At 51.5% G+C, this 21,259-nt stretch carries 18 protein-coding genes and 1 pseudogene; 9 read left to right on the plus strand and 10 right to left on the minus strand.

Translation table 11 applies throughout. From position 1 onward, the window contains the following. Positions 1 to 5 precede the first annotated feature (5 nt). Together leuD and CHM34_RS04590 are read left to right on the plus strand one after the other, a co-directional pair. Positions 6 to 620 (plus strand): 3-isopropylmalate dehydratase small subunit, encoded by a 615-nt coding sequence (gene leuD, locus CHM34_RS04585; RefSeq protein ID WP_094263399.1) that lies wholly within the window; start codon positions 6 to 8, stop codon positions 618 to 620. A gap of 208 nt (positions 621 to 828) precedes the next feature. Continuing rightward, entirely contained in the window at positions 829 to 1,689 is an 861-nt protein-coding gene (locus CHM34_RS04590; RefSeq protein WP_094263534.1) for a dimethylarginine dimethylaminohydrolase family protein, read from the plus strand. Positions 1,690 to 1,850: 161 nt separating this feature from the next. Here the strand turns inward: CHM34_RS04590 and putP are convergent, their stop codons facing one another. Both putP and CHM34_RS04600 read right to left on the minus strand, forming a co-directional pair. Further along, a complete protein-coding gene (gene putP / locus CHM34_RS04595; RefSeq protein WP_094263400.1) occupies positions 1,851 to 3,350 on the minus strand; it encodes a sodium/proline symporter PutP in 1,500 nt (499 codons plus the stop codon). 127 nt (positions 3,351 to 3,477) lie between these two features. Beyond that, complete coding sequence (locus tag CHM34_RS04600; RefSeq protein ID WP_094263535.1) at positions 3,478 to 3,681, minus strand: YqgQ family protein; 204 nt, start codon at positions 3,679 to 3,681, stop codon at positions 3,478 to 3,480. An 87-nt stretch (positions 3,682 to 3,768) separates the two neighbouring features. Here CHM34_RS04600 and CHM34_RS04605 point away from each other — a divergent pair, with 87 nt between their 5' ends. Next, complete coding sequence (locus CHM34_RS04605) at positions 3,769 to 4,158, plus strand: hypothetical protein (protein WP_094263401.1); 390 nt, start codon at positions 3,769 to 3,771, stop codon at positions 4,156 to 4,158. A 44-nt stretch (positions 4,159 to 4,202) separates the two neighbouring features. On the opposite strand, the gene CHM34_RS04610 is transcribed toward CHM34_RS04605, so the two are convergent. Together CHM34_RS04610 and speE are read right to left on the minus strand one after the other, a co-directional pair. Next, positions 4,203 to 4,772, minus strand: coding sequence for a biotin transporter BioY (locus CHM34_RS04610; protein WP_094263402.1), 570 nt, complete (start codon positions 4,770 to 4,772; stop codon positions 4,203 to 4,205). A 102-nt stretch (positions 4,773 to 4,874) separates the two neighbouring features. Beyond that, positions 4,875 to 5,756, minus strand: a complete 882-nt coding sequence (gene speE / locus CHM34_RS04615; RefSeq protein WP_094263403.1) for a polyamine aminopropyltransferase — start codon at positions 5,754 to 5,756, stop codon at positions 4,875 to 4,877. 138 nt (positions 5,757 to 5,894) lie between these two features. On the opposite strand from speE, the gene CHM34_RS04620 reads away from it, so the two are divergent. The 6 genes and pseudogenes from CHM34_RS04620 (at position 5,895) to CHM34_RS04645 (ending at position 13,260) form a co-directional block, all read left to right on the plus strand. Then, a complete protein-coding gene (locus tag CHM34_RS04620; RefSeq protein WP_094263404.1) occupies positions 5,895 to 6,614 on the plus strand; it encodes a S1C family serine protease in 720 nt (239 codons plus the stop codon). Between the two features lie 461 nt (positions 6,615 to 7,075). Then, positions 7,076 to 7,963 (plus strand): DUF1002 domain-containing protein, encoded by an 888-nt coding sequence (locus tag CHM34_RS04625; RefSeq protein WP_094263405.1) that lies wholly within the window; start codon positions 7,076 to 7,078, stop codon positions 7,961 to 7,963. A gap of 184 nt (positions 7,964 to 8,147) precedes the next feature. Then, on the plus strand, positions 8,148 to 9,518 hold the full coding sequence (locus tag CHM34_RS04630) for an APC family permease (protein WP_094263406.1): 1,371 nt from the start codon (positions 8,148 to 8,150) through the stop codon (positions 9,516 to 9,518). A gap of 341 nt (positions 9,519 to 9,859) precedes the next feature. Continuing rightward, positions 9,860 to 10,957, plus strand: a complete 1,098-nt coding sequence (gene aguA, locus CHM34_RS04635; protein ID WP_094263536.1) for an agmatine deiminase — start codon at positions 9,860 to 9,862, stop codon at positions 10,955 to 10,957. 88 nt (positions 10,958 to 11,045) lie between these two features. After that, positions 11,046 to 11,851, plus strand: a pseudogene (locus CHM34_RS04640) (carbon-nitrogen hydrolase). Positions 11,852 to 11,916: 65 nt separating this feature from the next. Then, positions 11,917 to 13,260: an APC family permease gene (locus CHM34_RS04645; RefSeq protein WP_240511867.1), complete on the plus strand. Its 1,344-nt coding sequence runs from the start codon at positions 11,917 to 11,919 to the stop codon at positions 13,258 to 13,260. A 100-nt stretch (positions 13,261 to 13,360) separates the two neighbouring features. Here CHM34_RS04645 and CHM34_RS04650 read toward each other — a convergent pair whose 3' ends face one another. The 6 genes from CHM34_RS04650 to CHM34_RS04675 all read right to left on the minus strand — a co-directional run bounded on the left by CHM34_RS04650 (position 13,361) and on the right by CHM34_RS04675 (position 21,053). Next, positions 13,361 to 15,484, minus strand: coding sequence for a sigma 54-interacting transcriptional regulator (locus tag CHM34_RS04650; RefSeq protein ID WP_094263537.1), 2,124 nt, complete (start codon positions 15,482 to 15,484; stop codon positions 13,361 to 13,363). A 146-nt stretch (positions 15,485 to 15,630) separates the two neighbouring features. Beyond that, a complete protein-coding gene (locus CHM34_RS04655; protein ID WP_094263408.1) occupies positions 15,631 to 15,879 on the minus strand; it encodes a biotin/lipoyl attachment domain-containing protein in 249 nt (82 codons plus the stop codon). 18 nt (positions 15,880 to 15,897) lie between these two features. Continuing rightward, the gene (locus CHM34_RS04660) at positions 15,898 to 17,268 is read right to left on the minus strand and encodes a putrescine aminotransferase (protein WP_094263409.1); all 1,371 of its coding nucleotides are present in this window, start codon (positions 17,266 to 17,268) and stop codon (positions 15,898 to 15,900) included. Positions 17,269 to 17,302: 34 nt separating this feature from the next. Beyond that, on the minus strand, positions 17,303 to 18,778 hold the full coding sequence (locus CHM34_RS04665; protein ID WP_094263410.1) for an aldehyde dehydrogenase family protein: 1,476 nt from the start codon (positions 18,776 to 18,778) through the stop codon (positions 17,303 to 17,305). Between the two features lie 528 nt (positions 18,779 to 19,306). Beyond that, entirely contained in the window at positions 19,307 to 19,591 is a 285-nt protein-coding gene (locus CHM34_RS04670; RefSeq protein ID WP_169713588.1) for an SAV0927 family protein, read from the minus strand. Positions 19,592 to 19,808: 217 nt separating this feature from the next. Beyond that, complete coding sequence (locus tag CHM34_RS04675) at positions 19,809 to 21,053, minus strand: Glu/Leu/Phe/Val family dehydrogenase (RefSeq protein WP_240511887.1); 1,245 nt, start codon at positions 21,051 to 21,053, stop codon at positions 19,809 to 19,811. Positions 21,054 to 21,259: the final 206 nt, after the last annotated feature.

Raw genomic sequence — 21,259 nt, forward strand, 5'->3', positions numbered from 1 at the left:
TATCCATGCAACCTCTCAACCAGCATCGCGGAGGGGTCATCCCCCTCGATCGAGCCAATGTGGATACCGATCAGATCATTCCCAAACAGTTCCTGAAGCGAACGGAACGGACCGGTTTCGGTCAATTTCTCTTTTATAACTGGCGCTTCGACACCGACGGAAAACCGGAGCCCGGGTTTGTCCTGAACCGGGAGCCCTACACCGGAGGCAGTATTCTGCTGACCCGTAACAACTTCGGCTGCGGTTCTTCCCGGGAGCACGCCCCCTGGGCCTTGCTGGACTACGGAATCCGCGTAGTGATCGCCCCCTCTTTCGCCGATATCTTTTATAACAACTGCTTTAAAAACGGAATTCTTCCACTGATCCTTCCTGAAGAAACAGTGGAACACTTGTTTCAACGAGTCGACTCGGACATCACTCAAAAACTCACGGTCGATCTGGAAACCTGCCAAATCCATGATGAGCAAGATTTCACCGCCTCCTTCGAAGTGGAACCTTACCGACGCTATTGCCTGTTAAACGGCCTGGATGACATCGCCATCACCCTGCAGCAGGAAGATCGGATCCGGGACTATGAATCCCGGTACCCCGATTACTACCTGTTGACAAATCCGGTTTGACTGGAAAGAAAGAAACCCGCGCCATAAACGGCGCGGGTTTCTTTCTGTGCTATGAGGAGAAGCAAGGGTGGCCGCTAAACGGTTTGGAGGGTATAGTTTGACAATCACTATAGCATCTTAAACCCTACAGGCTTGATCAAAGGAGGTCACCCCTATGCCGGAAGACACCGAAGGAATCCATCCCGCAGGAATGGAAGACATCGGAGAGATGGATCCCGCCATCCTGGAAAACATGCAGCCCTCCATTGCTTGCTGGAACGAATACGATACCCTGCGGCACGTCGTACTCTGTCCACCCCGCTATATGAAGATTTCCCGGATCATCAATGAAGTTCAAGAAAAATATGCGGAAGAAAACATCGATACGGACCTCGCCGAAAAACAGCACCGAGCCCTGATCAATACCCTGAAACCCTTCGGAATCGACATCATTTTACTGGAACCCCATCGCCGTTTTTCAGATCAGGTATTTACCCGGGACATCGCCTTCACCCTGGGGTCCCGCCTTTTTCTGGCCAATATGGAGGAAGAGATTCGCCGGGAAGAGGAAGAAATCCTGGAACGGTGGCTCACCGAACAGCGGATTCCCCATCACAGGCTCTCAGCCGGAAGTATCGAGGGCGGGGACGTTTTGATCGACCGGGATACGATCTGGGTCGGGGACAGCGGCCGTACTTCCCACCAGGCGATTGACGAACTGCGCCGGGAGATGCCTCAACTGAAAGTCGTCAGCCTTCCCTTTCCTCCGGATTACTTGCATTTGGACTGCATTTTCAACATCTTATCGCCCACGGAAGCTCTGATCTATCCCGAGGCGTTTTCAGCGGAGGATTTAAAACTTCTTTCCACTCGGTATGATCTGATCGAGGTGAGTGCAGAGGAACAATTCACCCTGGGTACCAATGTCCTCTCCATCGGCAACCGCACGGTCCTCAGCCTTCCGGTCAATCCCCGGGTCAATCAGTCCATGCGCCAAAGAGATTTTACCGTCATTGAAGTGGATCTGTCCGAAATCATCAAATCGGGGGGATCCTTTCGCTGTTGCACCATGCCCCTTGTCCGATCCTGACCGCCTTTGGCTTCGCTTTCGGCCCCGCGGGACCGAAAGCGAAGCGACCTTGTACGGGAATGAGTGCAAAAGGATCTTCGACGACCGACCACCCTCCCCCCACTGCTTCCTAGATGGGGGGCTGCAAAATGAAGCCGCCGGGATGATCGGCGGCTTTTGCTTTACTGTTTGGAAGGAGAGATGACGGCATCAAACTCCTCCTGAATCTTCTCGGAGGGAGGCGGTGTCAGCTTGCTGACCACGATAATAGCCAACACACTTAACAGGAAGGCCGGCAACAACTCGTAAAGACTGGAGACGGCGGGCCCAAACCATTCATTCGGCTGGACCGCGTTCGTCCACAAGAGAATCGTAACCGCCCCGGTGATCAGTCCGGCGAAAGCTCCGTAAAGGTTCATCCGTTTCCAATACAGAGAGAGTAAGACCACCGGCCCGAAGGTCCCTCCCAGACCGGCCCAGGCATAACTGACCAAGTCCAATACATTTTTCTCCTGGGAGAAAGAGAGATAAATGGCTATCAATGCCGTAATCAAGACACCGAAACGTCCCACCCAGATCAGTTCCTTCTCCGAAGCGCCCCGGCGGAAAAAGCGTTTGTAGAAATCCTCCGCCACCGCCGTCGACGTCACCAGGAGAAAAGAGTCCACCGTACTCATGATAGCGGCCATAATCGCCGCCAGCAACAGACCGGCGATAACGGGATGAAAGAGCAGATTGGCCAATCCGATAAAGATCTGCTCCGGATCAACCACGGAAAGCAATCCTCTCTCCGATGCACCAAAACCGACAAATCCCGACAGGATCGCTCCATACAGGGTGAGAACCACCCAGATCACAGCGATCATGGTGGACTTGGACAACATTTTGGGGTCTTTGATCGCCATGAACCGGGACAGAATATGGGGCTGTCCGAAATATCCGAAACCCCAGGCCAGATTCCCTGCGATAAAAGAGAGAATGACCGCAGTACCGGTTTGATCTCCGGAAAGACCCACATGCATCGGACTGACCTCTCGAATCGTATTCACGGTTTCCGTAAACCCGCCCATGGTGAGAATCGCGGCCACCGGCAGTACCATCAAGGCGACAAACATTAACAGCCCTTGAAATAAATCCGTCCAGGAGACGGCAAAAAAGCCCCCGAGAAAGGTATACCCGACAATAATAACCGCACCGATCAGAACAGCAAGGGTGTAATCCAGACCGAAAGCCGCTTCGAACAGTTTTCCGCCGCCGACCAGTCCCGATGCCGTGTAATAAAGAAAGAAGACGAATATCAACAAGGCCGACAACAATCGGAGCAATCGGGAAGGATCACGAAACCGAAATTCAAAGTAGTCCGGCAAAGTAAGCGCATTCAATTGTTGTGTGTACAACCGGAGGCGCCGTGCTGTATACATCCAGTTAAGCAAAGTCCCCGTCGCCAAACCCATCGCCAGCCAGATAGAACCCATCCCGATGGAAAAAGCCAATCCGGGCAGACCCAACAGCAACCAGCCGCTCATATCACTGGCCTGGGCACTGATCGCTGTGACCCAGCTGCCCATCCTGCGACCGCCCAGCACATAATCGGAAAACGTATGAGTCATCCGGTATGTAATCAATCCGACCGTCAGCATCCCGATTAAATATAAAGTAAAGGTAATCACAGAAGCGCTCAATCAGACCACCGTCCTTTTTGGCGAAAATAATGCACAATTGCGATGATGATCAGACTCGTCATCGGAACGATCAACCAAAACCATGTCGAAAGCGGCATAGGCCCACCCCCTTATCCGCCGTGTATGCTCAGGACCGGATTTCCTTTTTCTCCCGACTTAGAATTCTTCGAGCCGTCAAATGAGTTTCCCTGTCGATCATTCCCGCTCGGTACAGCTCTTCCACTTCGTCCTCCATCATTTCCAAGTCCCCCAAGCGATCTCCCGTATAGATCACCGTTCCGAACCGGTTCAACAGGCGGTGGATCCCCGTCATTCCCCGCAAGACTTCCATCCCCCGGCCTCCTTCTTTTTCCATCCTTAAAATAAGCCTTTGTTCTATGATAAAATGAACATAACTATACAATAAAGGGGGTGAATCATGCCCGATTCCGATTTTATCCAAGTCAAACAAATGCATGGCGAACTACTGGTATCCCAAAAGCGGCAACAACTGGGATGCACCTTGACCACCAAGGAACTGATCTTCCAAAAACCTCATGCCTCTTATCAGATTTTCCTTTCCGATATACTGGGGATCATTCCATTCCAACTGAAAAAACCGGCTCCAGCACCGGAAGTGCTGGGAGAATCCGGGGTCTCCCCTCACTTTTCCACCCAATATCACCGGATTTCCGCCCTCCGGATGTTCGTGATCAACCGTAGCGGCGGGTTTGAAAAGGGAGTGACGGATATCCTCGTCCCCCTCAACGAACGCTTTATCCAGCATATCCAACGTTGCACCGACTTTATTCCGATTCCCACCCAATAAAAAAACCACCGGACCGACGGTGGTTTTTTTACTTCGAAATCCTTTTATTCGGTGGCGGACGGAGAGGAAGCGGGATGGATCATCGGATAGGATTTGTACAGGCTTAAAGCGACTGTGGAGGCGACAAAGGTTTTGATCAAATCCCCTGGGATAAACGGGAGAACACCGGTGACGAGAGCCGCCCCCCAATCGGTTCCCATCCCGAGACACAACCAGAGAACGCCGCAGACATACATCAGGATGACTCCAAAAAAATGGTACAGGGATAGACTCCAAAAGGTGAGACGCGGCGCTTTTCGTTCTGTCATCCAGCCGACCAGGTAAACGACCAGAGGCCAGCTCCAGATGTATCCGGCAGTGGGTCCAAACAACACCCCCAGCCCTCCCTTTCCTCCGGACAAAATCGGGGCGCCAAAGGCGGCCAACAGGATAAAGACCAGCATACTCGTCAATCCCAGACGCCGACCCAAAACCGACCCCGCCAGCAACACCACCAGGGGTTGCAAGGTGATCGGGATCGGAAGGGGAATGGCGATCTGACCGGCAATCGCCAACAAGGCCACAAACATAGCGGCCAACATCATATGGCGAAGGTTCAGGCCCTTTTTGGACACGACAACCACCTCTGTTCTTCGCTTTCGTTACCGTGTCCAGCATAAAGAATCCGGTTGATGTTTGTCAACATATTTTCATTTTTGGTTGACGAATAAAAGAAGTTACCGGTCGGTGAACAACTCCTTGACGTAGACAGGCAACCGAAAGCAACCTTGGTACACGTCCCGGTCGATATACCGGTTGGCCCCGGCCTGGAGACGCTCAGGCCCTTGTTCCAAGGGATCATAAGTTTTGGAAGCCAGAGTAAAGCTCCACACTCCCCCGGGATAGGTGGGGATTGCCGCCAGATACGTCCGTACGACGGGAAACAGCTCTTTTAACGTACGGTGAACTCTTTTCAGCACATGGGGATGAAAAACGGGAGATTCACTCTGACAAACCATGATTCCGTCCGACGCCAAAGCACGGTACACATCTTGATAGAAAGGCTTTTCAAAGAGAGCGGCGGCCGGCCCCACCGGATCGGAGGAATCGACGACAATCACGTCATCGGTCCCCTGACGATTGCGGATAAAAGCGGTGCCGTCCTCATAGTGAAAACGGATCCGGGAATCCGGTTCTCCGTGTCCCGCAATCTCCGGCAAATACTGGAGGCTGGCCTCAACCACTTTCGGATCGATTTCCACCATGTCCACACTTTGGACCGTGGGATATTTCACGGCTTCCCTCGCCGCTCCGCAATCCCCTCCTCCGATGATACAAACGCGTTCGGGTTCGGGATGGACAGCCAGGGGAACATGGGTGATCATTTCATTGTAAATAAAGGCATCCTTTTCTGTTGTCTGGACAATCCCATCCAGCACCAGCGCCCGCCCGAAACCTACCGTCTCCACCACAGAGACTTCCTGAAAAGAGGACAACTCCCGGTAAAGCACTTTTTTTACCTTCCAGCTGGCACGGAAGCCGAAGGCATCCTCCGGATCGGACAACCAGGATTCTCCGTCCCAAGTAAACATCCCTTGACCGGTTGACTGATTTTCCATAACGTTCCTCCCCGTTTTTTCCCCTATTTTAACACAGAGAGTCGATCCTCCGAAAAGGCCCCCGCCCGCACCGCTCCCCCGGACACCCATACAATAAAAGTAACAGCAGGTAAACCCCTCGAAAGGGGGCCAAACACCATGAATATCAAACGCTCTTCCAGACGGGAAAGCCTCTCTCTGTCTTCGCAACATCCGTCCAACGGATTTGTCCGGGTGATCCGCAGTGTCCGGCCCGGCATCGTCTCCATCGTTACCGAGGAAAGGACGGCTACCTCCTCCGGGAACTGGATGGAAAGGCTTCTTTCCGATCTGCACCCGCCTCGGGAAAACTCATCGGTGCGCCGATTCGGCTCCGGATTCGTTATCTCTTCCCGGGGATTGATCCTGACCAACGAACACGTCATCCGCAACTCCGGACCTGTTCGCGTACAACTCCACGAAGGAAAACGGCTATACCCCTCCCGGACGGTGTGGACCGATCCCCGCAAAGATCTGGCCATCCTGCAGATCCGACCTCCCCGCCTCTTAAAACCCCTGCGCCTGGGCTCCTCCGGCAGACTGGAAGTCGGGGAATGGGTGGTGGCCGTCGGCAATCCCCTCGGCCTCGACCAAACCGTCACCGTCGGCATCATCTCCGGCAAAGACCGCCCCCTCGAGGTGGGAAACCGGTTCTACAGCCATGTGATCCAGACCGACGCCGCGATCAATCCCGGCAACAGCGGCGGACCCCTGATCAACATCCTGGGAGAAGTGGTGGGCATCAATACACTGGTCGCCTATCCCTCCCAGAGTATCAGCTTTGCCATCCCCATCGATGAAGTGAAACCCTTGATTCGCTCCTACCTCGAAGGAGGATGAGCCGCTCCCGCAGGGAGCGTTTTTTTTCACAATACAACCCCATCCCCATCCATCCCGCCCCCTTTTCCAACCAGGACGTGCGGGATTTTAAGGTGTGGTTGCCTTTCACTAATCCAAAAAAGAAAACAACATAGAACTGGCTACGGATAGCTTTTAGAATGATAACCGCACCACACCTTTAATCATTTATCTATGTCCCAGCGAATCGCTCGATCTGACGCGGAAAGGCCGGCAAATGGAGTCTTTTTCAAAGACTATCAACCAGTCGATTGGTGAGAAGCTGTTTGCAATGGAACTTAAAATATCCATACGAATGATTCCCATTCCGTCACTCTACCTGTAAAATAGAAAGGGCAGAAACGGATAGGAAAATCCATTCATTTCCGGAGATGATCCGGATCCGTGAGAAACTTCCCGGATACCAGCCTCGTTATCGGAAAAGGAAAAAGGGGGTTTTCTGAATGAGTATGAAAAAATGGAGCTTATTCGCTCTCATCGGGATTCTGCTGTTCGCGGCCGTCGCACCGCAAGGGGCTTCCGCCGATGCGGTATCCGGCGAGACGGTTGTTACTCTGGGGGCGGATCTGACCCCGGATCAACGGGAGTCGATCCTGCAGGAGATGAACGTGGACTCCAACGTCGAAACCATCAATGTAAGCATCGCCGACATCCGTGAATACCTTCACGGTAAAAAGTCGGGAAACGCACCCGCTTCCGGGGACAACAAAGCCTACTCCTCCGCCCGAATCACGCTGACGGAATCGGGAAACGGCATCCAGGTACAAGCGACCAACGTGACCCGGGTCACTGAGCAAATGTATGCCAACGCTCTGCTCACAGCCGGTGTCAAGGATGCTCAGGTGTATGTCACTTCCCCGAAGCCGGTCACCGGTACGGCCGCCCTGACCGGAATCATGATGGCTTTCGAAAAAGCCTCCGACCAGAGCATCAGCCAGGAACAGAGGGAAGTGGCCAATGAGGAAATGGCCCGCACCTCTGAACTGGGCCAAAAAATCGGTGACCAAGAGAAAGCCGCTGATTTCATGACCCAAGTCAAGGATGAAATCGCCAAAAAACAACCTGAGAACAAAGAAGAAGTCCGCGAGATCGTCATCAATGTCGCCGGGGATCTGAACATCAACTTGAACAACCAGGACACCCAAAACATCACCAACGTCATGTATAAGTTCTCCCAGCTCAACATTGATTGGGGTTCCTTCGGCGATCAGCTCAACAGGCTGAAAGAAGACCTGAACAAGGCGTTTGACACCGAACAAGCCCAAGGTTTTTTCGATAAGTTTTTCGCTTGGTTGAGCGATTTCTTCAGTTCCATATTTTCTACGAACTGACGTTAGGAACCATGAACGGTTCCGGTCGATGACTTCCCCCGCAGAGCCCATGCGAGCGCTCTGCGGGATTTTTTGTTCGCTGTGTCGGTCCGGAATGGGTGAATCGGACTTTTATAAACCTCCTTCTAAATAGGCATAATAATTGCTTGAATAATCCCAACAGAATGACGAAGGGGGTATAGCCGTGAATGAAACGGGAAAACTGAAAGGTTCATTAAAATTGTGGCAAGTGGTCATTCTCGGATTAGGGTATTTGACACCCATGACCGTCTATGACAGCTTCGGGATCGTTTCCGGCGACACCGGAGGCTTTGTTCCCACAGCCTATATTCTGGCGCTGATCGCCATGTTGTTCACTGCCTACAGCTACGGAAAAATGGTACAAGTCATCCCCGATTCCGGGTCCGCTTACACCTACACGCAAAAGACGATCAGCCCGCATCTCGGATTTCTCGTTGGCTGGTCCTCTCTGCTCGACTACATCTTTTTGCCGATGGTTAACGCTCTGCTGACCAAAATCTATTTAGCCGCTATCTTTCCCGGGGTGCCGACCTGGCTCTGGGTGATCCTATTCGTCGCCGGCGTCACTACGATCAACTTGCTTAATGTAACAAAAGTGGCCAATTTTAATACCATCTTTGTCCTGTTTCAGATTTTAGTCATGGTCTTCTTCGTTCTCCTGGCCGCCCGAGATTTGACACATGGAACGGGTTACGGCGAAGTCTTCACCATTCAACCCTTCTTTTCCCCGGATATGAAATTTTCCTCTCTGGTTGCAGGTGCTACCGTTCTCTGTTTTTCTTTTCTCGGCTTTGATGCGATCACAACTCTATCGGAAGAAACCAGGGAAGCCAAAAAAAATATTCCCCGGGGAATTTTCCTGACCGCTCTCCTCGGCGGAATGATATTTATCACGGTCTCTTATTTTACTCAGGCCCTTTTCCCGGACTTATCCCCATTCCATAACCCGGAGGCTCCTTCACCCGAAATCGCCCTCTATACAGGGGGTAAACTGTTTCAATCGATCTTTCTCGCCGGTACCTTTATGGGCACCATCGCCTCCGGAATCGCTTCCCATACCAGTGTATCACGCCTCTTGTACGCGATGGGACGGGATGGTGTCTTACCCAAAAGACAGTTCAGCTATGTCCATCCCAAGTGGGGATCCCCCGCCTTTAACGTGATATTGGTCGGTGCAATCTCCCTCGTCGCTATTTTTATCAACTTGGAAATCGCCTTTGCGTTAATTAACTTTGGTGCACTGATCGCTTTTTCATTCGTTCACCTGTCCGTAATCGCCCATTATGCTGTTCGACATCGAATGCATCAAACGATCCGAGGGTTTTTCCAATATGTTTTGATTCCTCTGATCGGTGCCTTCTTTATTACCGTATTGTGGTTCAACCTAAAGGCCAGTGCACTGATGATCGGCCTGACCTGGTCAGCCATCGGTATCATCTACCTCCTGTATCTGACCCGTATGTTTCGGACACCTCCGCCTCAATATTCCCTTGATAAAAGCACCGACGAGATCAAAAACGAAGGTTTGATCTGAAACGGTTCCCATAAAAACCTGTACAGCCGATGGGGGTATAGCCGGGCTATACCCCCAAACTATTGTTCGGTCTATGCATTTTCGGGTAATGACATGCGTATTTGCATACAACCGACAGCGATCGGATGGATGAAGTTGATTGGGAAGATCGCAAACGTTATATAGGAAAATAAAAGAGGCTTGAGCGCCGCCCCGTAGTGTTTATGATAGGGGAAGAAATACTTCTACTAAAAAAGAGAAAAAGAGAAGCGGGCTTTTCAAAATGGAATCATTTTTGCATGATCTATGGATGGAAACGCAAAAATGATATCGCCGATTTTCACTGTCACGGAGGTGCGGAAATGTCAAAAACGATGAACGGGACACCCAAGAAAGACGGCTACCGGATGCCCGGGGAGTTTGAACCTCACCAGGGGACCTGGATGCTCTGGCCGGAGAGGACCGATACCTGGAGACTCGGAGCAAAACCGGCTCAAAAAGCATTCACCGATGTAGCCATCGCCATTTCAAAATTTGAACCGGTTACATTATGCGTTTCCGCCGTCCAATATGAACACGTTCGGGAAATTCTTCCCGAGACGATCCGGGTGGTCGAAATCTCATCCAATGATGCTTGGATGAGAGATATCGGACCCACCTTCGTCAAAAACGATCAGGGAGACATTCGCGGAATCGACTGGGCTTTCAACGCCTGGGGGGGTTTGGAGAAAGGACTTTATTTCCCGTGGCACATGGACACTTACGTAAAACAAAAAGTGATGGAAATCGAGGGAATCCACCGCTACGATGCCCGGGATTTTATTCTGGAAGGCGGATCGATTACCGTCGACGGAGAGGGAACAGTGATTACGACGGAACAATGCCTTCTCAATCCTAATCGGAACCCTCATCTTTCCAAAGAGGAAATCGAGCAAAAATTAAAAGACTATCTAAATGTAAAAACCGTCATTTGGTTGAAAGACGGAATGTTGAACGACGAGACGGATGGGCATGTGGACGAATTGGTTTTTTTCGTTCGCCCCGGAGTGGTGGCCATGAGTTGGACCGACGATGAAAACGACCCGCAGTATCGAGTCTTAAACAATGCGTATCAACGGTTGAAAAACGCCGTCGACGCCAAGGGAAGGCCGTTGGAGATCCACAAAGTTCAGATTCCAACGCAAATCGAAGTAACCCCTACAGACAGCGACGGGATCGATATCGCACACGGCAGTTACGGACGGACTCCCGGAATGAAACTGGCCAGCACGTATGTCAACTGTTATCTGTGCAATGGAGGCGTTATCATCCCTGCATTTGATGATCCGTGTGATCAGCCGGTTCGGGAACAGATGCAATCGCTCTTTCCCGACAGGGAAGTCGTTCAGGTCCATACCCGGGAAATCGCTCTGGGCGGGGGCAATATCCATTGCATCACTCAACAACAACCGCAACCTTAAATGAATGGAAAGGATGAAAACCATGAACAAAGGAAAAATAAACATCGCATGCATCCAGCACAGCTGTTCCAAGGACCGTGAAGCCAACATGGACAAAGCGGTAAAAATGATACGAAAAGCGGCAAAACAAGGAGCACAAGTAATTTGTACGCAGGAGTTGTTCAGCGGAATCTATTTTCCGCAAACGATGGATGCGAAAAAATATGAATGGGCCGAACCCATTCCCGGTCCGATCACAAAACGGATGCAGAGCCTCGCCAAGAACTCGGTGTAGTCCTCATCCCTTCCTTATATGAATATGCCATGGACGGCCTTTATTTTAATACGATCGTCGTTTTTGACGCCGACGGCACCAACCTCGGAAAATATCGCAAGCATCATATTCCGGAGGGTCCGCAGTATATCGAAAAATACTATTTTACAGAGGGAGACACCGGCTATCCTGTTTTTGAAACCCAATTCGGTACCATCGGCGTGCTGATTTGTTGGGATGAGTGGTTCCCGGAACCTTCACGGATTCTGGCTTTGAAAGGGGCTGATGTGGTTTTTTACCCTTCCGCGATCGGTTCAGAACCGGATCACCCGGAACTGGATACATCCCAATCATGGATGAATGCCATTCGTGCCCACGGTATTCACAACAATATGTTTATTGCCGCCGTCAACCGGGTCGGTCGTGAGGAAAGCGATGAAGGCCACATGGAATTTTACGGACGCAGTTTTATCAGTGACCCTTGGGGCACCGTCATCAAAGAAGCGGAAACGAAAGAAGACGAAATCATTATGGCGGAAATCGACTTGTCAGAAATCAAAAAAGCGCGCAATATTCTCCAATTCCATCGGGACCGGAGGCCGGACAGCTACGGTGAACTCATGAAACGGGTCCTGCGATAGCCGTCGGGAAATCCGAGATGCGATCTCTCTTCATCGCTTTCCAATCAAGGGGGGGGGCTACGGTCGTGGAACAAGCTCACAGCCAACTGGAACGCTCGTTAAAGCGAAAACATATTGTTTTCCTCGGGTTGGCTTACATGTCACCGTTCGCGGTCTTCGATACTTTCGGCATCGTTTCCGAAGCTACACAGGGGCATGTTCCTGTGTCTTATCTGTTGATTACTGCTGCCATCCTGTTTACAGCCTTCAGTTACGGTAAAATGGTGAAGGTGTATCCTGCAGCCGGATCTGCGTACACCTACACGAGACAAACGATGCATTCGGGTCTCGGTTTTCTCGTAGGTTGGGCCTCTTTGCTCGACTATCTTTTTCTGCCGATGATTAACGCATTACTCGCCCATATTTATCTTTCTTCGGGATTTCCGAATGTTCCCGGTTGGATCTGGGTCGTCGGACTGATTGTATTCATCACGATGATGAATATCCTGGGTGTGAAAATAGCGGTTTCCGCTAATATACTCATGGTCCTGTTTCAATTATTGGTTGCCGTCATCTTTGTCCTTTTAACCGTACGAGCCGTCGTTTCCGGTGAAACCGGCGAATTTTCCTTCACTCCCTTTTATTCGGACTCCCTGTCAGTATCTGCAGTATTTAGCGGTGCGTCGATTCTGGCCTTGTCTTTTCTCGGCTTTGATGCAGTCACCACTCTTTCAGAGGAAGCCGTCGAACCGAAGAAAAGCGTTCCGGCGGGGATCCTCCTGATCGCGATCATCGGGGGAGTCTTTTTTACAACGGTTACGTATGCCATGCAATCATTAATTCCGGATGTATCACGATTAGAAAATATTTCGGGAGCATCGCCGGAGATCGCCCTGTTGATCGGCGGGAACCTTTTTCAGTCCGTTTTCTTAAGCGGGGCCCTTGTATCCGTGGTCGCCTCCGGTTTGGCCGCACAAACCAGTGCATCCCGTCTTTTGTACGCAATGGGACGGGATCGTGTGATACCTCAACGGTGGTTTGGGTCTATACATCCCCGGTTAAAGACACCCATTTTCAATATTGTTTTTTTGGGTGTGTTGGCACTCTCGGCTTTATTCCTCGACTTGACAACGGCGACTTCCTTTATCAATTTCGGAGCCTTTACAGCTTTCTCTTTTGTGAACCTGTCCGTAATCGTCCATTATTTCAGAAAAGAACGAACGAACTCCCTTTTATCCGTATGGAGTTCCATCGGATCTCCGCTGATCGGTTTAGCATTTAATGTCTACCTGTGGTATAGCTTGGATTTCAAGGCCATGATGCTCGGCTTGATTTGGGTGGGAATCGGATTCGCTTATCTTTTATATCTCACCCGATTTTTCCGCCAACAACCGCCCCAATTTCAATTTGAAGAAACCGCGGGTGGTTAAATATCGGTAATACAATCCCTAATCGAATAGATTGAAACACCAACCGGCTCCCTGACTTACAGGGAGCCGGTTTCGATGGGGATCCGAAAGAACCCGATCATCAGAAGCGGGCACCCTCTTCCTTTCGGGCAGCCTCTTTCTGGAGAATTTTTTGATATTTACGGCTGACCGAAGATTGGCTGACCCCCAGCATCTTCGCCGCCCGGGTCGTCGTCTTGTACCGTTCCATCGCCAGCAGGATCAATTGTTCTTCCACTTCATTCAATGTCTCCTGCAGAGGCATGACATTGGTAATCATCGGCTTTCGCTTCACTGACGGCTTTTTCCATTGCAGAAGGTGAAAGATGTGATCCGCCGCAATCATTTCCTTATCGGTCGTAACGGCGGCTCGTTCAATCACATTTTGCAGTTCTCTCACATTTCCCGGCCACGGATAGGCTTCCAGCAAATTCAGAGCATCGGGAGCCAATTGAATATGACATTCATACTGCTGATTCCAATTTTGAAGGAAATGGTAGGCGAGAGGCGGGACGTCTTCCGGTCGTTCACGCAACGGCGGCACATGGAGCGGGATGACACTCAACCGATAAAAGAGGTCCTCCCGGAAATCCCCTTCCTCCACCATCTGTTCCAAGTTGCGGTTGGTCGCCGCCACGATCTGCACGTCCACGGGGATCGATCGGATCCCGCCGACCGGGGTGACCTCCCGCTCTTGCAAGACTCTCAGCAGCTTTACTTGCAGTGATAAAGGCAACTCTCCGATTTCATCCAAAAAGAGAACCCCCTGATCCGCTTGCCGGAAGTAACCGGTCTTCCCCTTCGGATCAGCACCGGTGAAGGCCCCCTTTTCATACCCGAACAACTCGCTTTCCAGCAGGTTTTCGGGGATGGCTCCGCAGTTGATCTTGAGAAAAGGTTTTTGCGACCGGGGTCCCAACCGGTGAATCGCTTTGGCAAACACTTCTTTTCCGACCCCGGATTCCCCGGTCAACAGCACCGTTGAAGAATATTGGGCCACTTTTTCAATATCTCTCATGATCCGCTCAATCTTGGGACTGCAGTAGATCATGTTGCGGCTGAGGCTCTCCTTCGTCTTAAGGTGGTTCAACTCCTTTTTATACTGCTCGGACAGCCGCTTCATCTCCTTCAGCTCGTTGCGGAGTTGGCTGGTTTCGGTGATATCCCGGGAGGCGATCACAATCCGGTCCAGCTCCCCGTTCTCATCAAAAACGGGATTTCCGACAGCCAATACTTTTCGGCCGCGTCGCGTCTCCTGAACCACGGAAACCTTTCTCTTCCTCTCCAATACCATGCGGGCAACGGAAGGTTTAAAAAGACCCTGCTTCTCCAGTTCGACCAGGTTTTTTCCGATCAACCGGTTCAAATCCCCCTCCCAGAAACCGGAGATCCGGCTTTCATTGACCCGGAGCAGTTCCCCTTCGGGGTTGACAACCAGGATCTCATCGTAAACGGTTGACAGAATCGCCCTCAGATCTTTATTCAGATTCTTCACCGTATCCAGTTCCATCGCCATCTGTTCCAGCATGGGCAGATCCTGTACGACGATGATCAGACCCTTCACTTCCTGGTCTTCGTCCAGAATGGGACTGTAATCCGCCAGAATGCCCACGCTCGGCGTCACATGCAATTGGTTGAGGACGGTTTCTCCAGTCGAAAAGACCCGTTCGATGGTTTCCGTTTCGAAAATATCCCCGGCCTGCCGGTTTTTCACTTCACCCTTCTCCCGTTTGATCATGCGCAGGCCCGCATCGTTGTAATGAATAATCTCTCCCTTTTGGTTGACCACGAAAATTCCCATCGGAATCGAGGAAAGGATCGTCCGGAATACATGGTTGGATTCGTCCTGCCGCAACAATTCCAGCAGGATATCGTCCCGGCGCAGATAACCGCAGGTTTTTCCCGCATTATCCCGGATCAAAACCACATCCTCCCCCATCAGCTGAAACCAGTCGGGAACCTCTTGATCACCGGTGACAGAATAGACGGAGTCAAGGGGAATCATAGCGGCGAAAAGGTCTGAGGAGGCGCCTTCTTCTTTGATGTCCTTCGCCCGTATATAACCGAGCAACTCCTTGTCATCCCGAATAAACAGAAACCGCTCTTTGTGCCGTTGCAGCACATTAATCACTTCAGCGTCCGTTGCGTCGGAGTCGACTGTATGAATGGGACGAATATTTCCTTTCGTAAATATCACTGAAATCAGACCTCCCATCAAATTCGAAAAAAAGGAGGAAATCGTTTTCACCCATTCACTCTATCGGAAGGGTTCATTCAACGTCAACGACCTTTCGATTCACAAATAAAGGCAGAGGAGGCGCCTGTCCCTCCTCTGCCGTCGGATCGATCCGTCTATTCGTTTTCCGCGGCGGTCAGGTCCTCCTCCGAATAGGCGAGCACCATCCCTGTGAATACTTCATCTCCCGGTCTTACCTCATAGGAGGTGATTGTACCGGAGTAATCCACCGTCACTTTCCTCAACTCCCCGTCGGTTGTCCGGATCAAAAACAGCGAATCCTTCGGCTGAAAGACGGAAGTGTGACAGAGGATTTTCTCGATGATACCGCAACAGGGACTGACAATCGGGCTTTGGATCACCATTTTTCCATCCACCCGCGGTCAGTTGGCGGTGACCGGTTTTCCGACCTCGCTCAACACGCGGGCGAATGTATGGCAAACCTTGTCACACTGCTCCTTTTCAATCGTGAGCGGCGGTTCGATACGGATCGTTTTTGCGTTAATCAATGTTCCCGCAACCAGGACACCGTTATCAAAGAACCCCTTGGACACTTCAAAACCGATCTCGTCATTGACGAACTCGATCCCGATAAGAAGGCCTTTGCCCCGGATTTCCAGGACTTTATCTTCATGCCCTTTCATCGCTTCCTGTAAGCCCTTCAGCATATACTCACCCATCGATTCCGCCCGCGCCGGCAATTCTTCTTCGATCAGGACATTGATATTGGCCAGAGCGGCGGCACAAGCCAAAGGGTTGCCGCCAAAGGTGGTCGTGTGCAGAAACGGGTTTTCAAACCAGGAGGAGAAAACCTCTTCTGTGGCGACAGTGGCGCTGGCCGGCATAATACCTCCTCCGAAAGCCTTTCCGAGACACAGGATATCCGGTACGACACCATAGTGGTCCGCACAGAACATCTTACCGGTCCGCCCCATCCCCGTCTGCACTTCATCAAAGATTAACAGGGCTCCATAATCGTCACAGAGCTGGCGCACCTGGCTCAGATAGTCATCGGAAGGAATGATGACGCCGCCTTCCCCTTGGATCGGCTCCATAATGACAGCGGCCACATCTTCGCCCACCATCCGACAGGTGTGCATCGTTTTGTAGAGCATGTCGATATCATTGTGAGGCACGTGCCTGAAACCGTGAACCAGGGGCAGGAAGGGCTTGCGGAACTCACCCTTCGCTGTTCCCGACAGGGAGCCCAGACTCTTGCCGTGGAATGCCCGGGTTGCCGCGATAAAAGTATTTCGGCCGTTCTTCTGATGGTAAATCTTGGCCAGCTTCAGCGCCGCTTCAATCGATTCCGTCCCGCTGTTACCGAAGTAGGCATATTTCAAAGCTCCGGGAGTGAGATCAGCCAACACCTTGGCCAGCATGGCGCGCAGTGGATCCAAGAGATCCTGGCTGTGCAGGGCCTGTCGATCCATTTGATTCTTCACCGCTTGCACCACTTTCGGGTGACGGTGCCCTACGTTATAGATCCCGAATCCGCCCAGACAGTCAATATATTCTTTGCCGTTCACATCGACAAAGCAGTTGGGGCCGGAGTCCTTCCACTCCACCGAAGCGTATTGCATGTCTTTGGTTACCGATTTGCGATAATCCAGAAAACCGGAATTGACATGATCCCGGAATCCGTTCACGGTCTCTGTGGTAATCCACTGAGCCTCTTCCTCTGTTATATCCGATTGACTGATCAGATCCAGCACTTTTGACGTATAATCATGAATTTGCTGATACTTGCTCATACATATGGCCTCCTGTATTTCGATCGCTGAAAGATTATCCCTGATACCATCCCAGAGGTTCCACTTGCAGGTTGACGTTGATCTGTTTGACCTCGGTGTACTCGTTGTAACCGAAAGTTCCCAATTCACGTCCGATTCCGCTCTGTTTGTAACCGCCCCAGGGAGCTTCGTTATAAGTCGGGTGATAACAGTTGATCCAGGTAATCCCGGCCCGCAGTTTGCGGATCACCCGCTGTGCCTTGGCACCGTCCTCGGTAAAGACACTGCCGGCGAGTCCGTAAATCGTATCATTGGCCAGCCGGATCGCCTCTTCCTCATCCTTGAATGTCTGTACCGCCAGCACAGGGCCGAAGATCTCTTCCTGAACAATCCGCATATCCGGCTTGGTATCGACAAAAATCGTCGGTTCCACGAAGTATCCCTGATCCAATCCGTTGGACTGCAGGCGCTTCCCGCCGCAGGCGAGCCGGGCCCCTTCCTCTTGGCCGATGCGGATATAATCGAGCACTTTGTTCATGTGGGCTTCAGAGACCAGCGGCCCCATTTCGGTCCCCGGGTCCAGCCCGGGACCCACTTTGATTTTCTTCGCCCGTTCTACCAATCGGTCCATGAATTTGTCGTAGATGCTCTCTTCCAGGAGCAAGCGGGACCCGGCGGAGCAAATCTGTCCCTGGCCGGCGAAAATACCGAATAAGGCGTAATCGACAGCCGTTTCGAAATCGGCGTCGGAGAAAACGATATTCGGCGATTTCCCGCCCAGTTCCAGGGAAACTTTTTTCAGGTTCCCGATCGAAGCTTCCATGATCTTTCGCCCGGTCACCGTCCCGCCGGTGAAGGCAACCTTATCCACATCGTGGTTGGAAGCCATTTCGTTTCCGACGGTAGGCCCGGGGCCCAACACCAGATTCGTGACTCCTTTGGGAAAGCCCGCCTCTTCGAAGATTTCAAACAACTTCACTGCAGAGAGGGGAGTTAGTTCCGAAGGTTTGAAAACGACCGTGTTCCCTGCCGCCAGTGCCGGAGCCAGCTTCCAAGCGGCCATCATCAGCGGATAGTTCCAGGGAATGATCTGGCTGCATACCCCCACCGGCTCCCGTACAACCATCGACTGCATCGGATCGGAGACTTCATAGGTTTGGCCGTGAGGTTTAGTCGCCAACCCGGCATAATACCGGAAACAACTGATCGTATCCGCCACATCGTCCTCTGTTTCCCTGAGCGGTTTGCCGTTGTCCATCGTATCCAGCCTGGCAAACTCCTCTGCCCGCTCCTCGAGGCGATCCGCCACTCTGTACAGAAGACGCGCCCGGTCCGCCGCTGGTGTATCCCACCAACCGTCTTCATAAAAGGCTCTTTTGGCCGCGGCCACCGCTGTTTTCACATCTTCCGCGGTGCCTTCCGTTACCGTTCCGATCCCTTTCCCGTCTGCGGGATTGATGATTTCCCGTGTTTCTCCGGAGGCGGTAGCAACCCATTGACCATCGATGAACATCTTGCATGCTTGTGCCATTCTGTCATCCTCCTCTCACTTTTTTCACCCTTTTAATTTAAAAGCAAATCGCATGCCAACGACTTCCCCTCACCCTGATCGGTTCCTAGAAGCGTTGTGATTTTAGCACATCCTTGGTGGGTCGGGGTGGGGTTCCACACTCCGTTTCGTTGTTCTGACGAGCCAAAGGCACTCCGTGTGGAACCCCACCCTCCCGAAAACGGACTTTTTTCACAACGCTTCTAGGGCGTGTCTGATCATTAACGATCACTGGGTACGGGAGCCGATTTCCGACTTCGCGCCGGGTTTCCCTCCCGCGGATGTGAAGACGTCCGCTCCGTTTTCTACGGACCGAACCAGCGGCCAAAGGAAAGGCATGTGTGGCCGCTAAACGGTTCGGTCCTCCGAAAACTCCGCTAGGTTGTCGGGGCAAACGTCGCTACGCTGGAAATCGGCGTCCAGCTACTTTCGACGATTGACCAGACGGGCCCTAACCCTTCACTGTTATGCAAATGTGAATAGATCCATTCATATTTGAATAGACCGACATCAAGCCTCTGGAACCAGGGGTTGATAGGATAATGCGTTTTGAAAAAAGGTGCGAAGAATCCCCACATCCTTCGAAAAAATGCGAATCCGGGAAGCCCATTCATTCCCCATCTCCAAATCTTCGCAGGACAACAGCCACATGTTTCCAGTCTGCAAACAAGTAACCATGCTTTTCCCTTGAAATTGTTCCGTATACATAATGGAAAAATCATATCGCTGATCATCGGTGATCAAACAGATGTGTCGGGCGTGAACCTTCTCCGCTTCGTCGTACAAAATCTCCATCTGTCTCCTCCTTTCTCCGCATGAATGATAAAACACGAGCATCCCGATACAGTGAATCCATCAGTTTGCGAATTTGTCCGGGTCCATGCACAAAGAGATCTCAGTACCTTCCAAAACCTTCCGCTCACGTTCAGTCAACCATCGGTCGGCTATATCCTCAAAATCAATAAAAATCAATCGATCCATACTCATCTCCCCGTTGCGGTTTCCTCTTAACTCATAACCAACCACGAAAGCGGACGGCTTCGGCCATTTTTTGAATGCCCACCACATAAGCCGCCAAACGCATATCCATTTTTCTCAGGACATGCATGTGATGAACCCTTTCAAAGGCGTCGACGAGTACCTCCCTCAATTTTCGGTCGACATCCTCTTTCGACCAGTAATAACCCTGATTGTTTTGCACCCATTCGAAATAAGAAACCGTCACTCCGCCTGCACTGGCTAATACATCGGGGACCAATAAAATCCCCCGATCGGTGAGAATCCGGGTACCTTCCAATGTCGTGGGTCCATTCGCCGCCTCAACCACGATCGGAGCGCGAATGTTGCGGGCATTGGAAGCGGTGATCTGATTCTCGATCGCAGCCGGAACCAGAATATCGCAGGGTTGCTCCAATAATTCCGCATTGGTAATCGTGTCTTCAAACCGTTGGGTGACGGTTCCGAAGGAGTCCCGACGATCCAGCAAGTCATGGATATCCAGCCCGTCGGGGTCATACAGCGCTCCATACGCGTCGGAGATTCCAACCACTTTGGCCCCGCCGTCGTACATCAATTTGGCCAAGCAGCTTCCGGCATTCCCGAACCCTTGAATGATCACCCGGGCATTCGACATGGAAAGACCTTTCTGTCTGGCCGCCTCTTGAATACATATCCCCACTCCTTTGGCGGTTGCTGTTTCTCGGCCGTGGGAACCGCCGAGGACCAAGGGTTTACCCGTAATAAATCCCGGCGACTCAAACTCGCGGATCTCGCTGTACTCATCCATCATCCAGGACATGATCTGTGAATTGGTGAATACATCCGGAGCGGGAATATCCTTAGCCGGACCGACAATCTGACTGATGGCCCGAACATACCCTCGGCTCAACCGTTCCAACTCATTTAAGGACATGGTTCGGGGATCACAAATGATCCCCCCCTTTCCCCCGCCATAGGGGAGATTGGCAATTCCGCTTTTGATACTCATCCAGATCGACAACGCCTTCACTTCATCTTCCGTTACATCGGGATGAAAACGAACACCGCCCTTGGTCGGACCGACGGAATCATTGTGTTGCGACCGATACCCGGTAAACACTTCCACCGACCCGTTATCCATCCGGACCGGAATGCGAACCGTCAACGTCCGTAACGGTTCTTTCAGCAATTCATGAAATGACTCCGGGTAACCCAACCGATCCAACGCCTCTTGAATCACCATCTGGGTGGACCGCAAAGGATTCAGTTCATCGTCCATCCCCTCGATCGGAACACCATCATGGGATTTGTCTTTAATTGCCGCCATTGGAGACACCTCACCCTGGGATTGGATCATACACCCCTTTCTTGGAGCAATTTCTGTGCCAATCATCCTTCCCCCTCAGACAGCTTAGCAGCACATACCAACAAAATATTCTTGAAAAAATCGAACACAATCATATATAATCAAAAACAAAAGAAAAG

The organism is Paludifilum halophilum (assembly GCF_002245355.1).
In the GTDB taxonomy this organism is placed as follows: Bacteria; Bacillota; Bacilli; order Thermoactinomycetales; family DSM-45169; genus Paludifilum; species Paludifilum halophilum.

Excerpts from the sequence above, each read along its gene's own strand:
- CHM34_RS04605 (WP_094263401.1), top strand. The coding sequence starts at position 3,769 with ATGCCCGATTCCGATTTTATCCAAGTCAAACAAATGCATGGCGAACTA.
- aguA (WP_094263536.1), top strand. The coding sequence starts at position 9,860 with ATGTCAAAAACGATGAACGGGACACCCAAGAAAGACGGCTACCGGATG.
- CHM34_RS04665 (WP_094263410.1), bottom strand. The coding sequence starts at position 18,778 with ATGGCACAAGCATGCAAGATGTTCATCGATGGTCAATGGGTTGCTACC.
- CHM34_RS04655 (WP_094263408.1), bottom strand. The coding sequence starts at position 15,879 with ATGGTGATCCAAAGCCCGATTGTCAGTCCCTGTTGCGGTATCATCGAG.
- CHM34_RS04675 (WP_240511887.1), bottom strand. The coding sequence starts at position 21,053 with ATGGACGATGAACTGAATCCTTTGCGGTCCACCCAGATGGTGATTCAA.
- CHM34_RS04620 (WP_094263404.1), top strand. The coding sequence starts at position 5,895 with ATGAATATCAAACGCTCTTCCAGACGGGAAAGCCTCTCTCTGTCTTCG.
- CHM34_RS04600 (WP_094263535.1), bottom strand. The coding sequence starts at position 3,681 with ATGGAAGTCTTGCGGGGAATGACGGGGATCCACCGCCTGTTGAACCGG.
- CHM34_RS04670 (WP_169713588.1), bottom strand. The coding sequence starts at position 19,591 with ATGGAGATTTTGTACGACGAAGCGGAGAAGGTTCACGCCCGACACATC.
- CHM34_RS04625 (WP_094263405.1), top strand. The coding sequence starts at position 7,076 with ATGAGTATGAAAAAATGGAGCTTATTCGCTCTCATCGGGATTCTGCTG.
- CHM34_RS04660 (WP_094263409.1), bottom strand. The coding sequence starts at position 17,268 with ATGAGCAAGTATCAGCAAATTCATGATTATACGTCAAAAGTGCTGGAT.
- speE (WP_094263403.1), bottom strand. The coding sequence starts at position 5,756 with ATGGAAAATCAGTCAACCGGTCAAGGGATGTTTACTTGGGACGGAGAA.
- leuD (WP_094263399.1), top strand. The coding sequence starts at position 6 with ATGCAACCTCTCAACCAGCATCGCGGAGGGGTCATCCCCCTCGATCGA.
- CHM34_RS04590 (WP_094263534.1), top strand. The coding sequence starts at position 829 with ATGGATCCCGCCATCCTGGAAAACATGCAGCCCTCCATTGCTTGCTGG.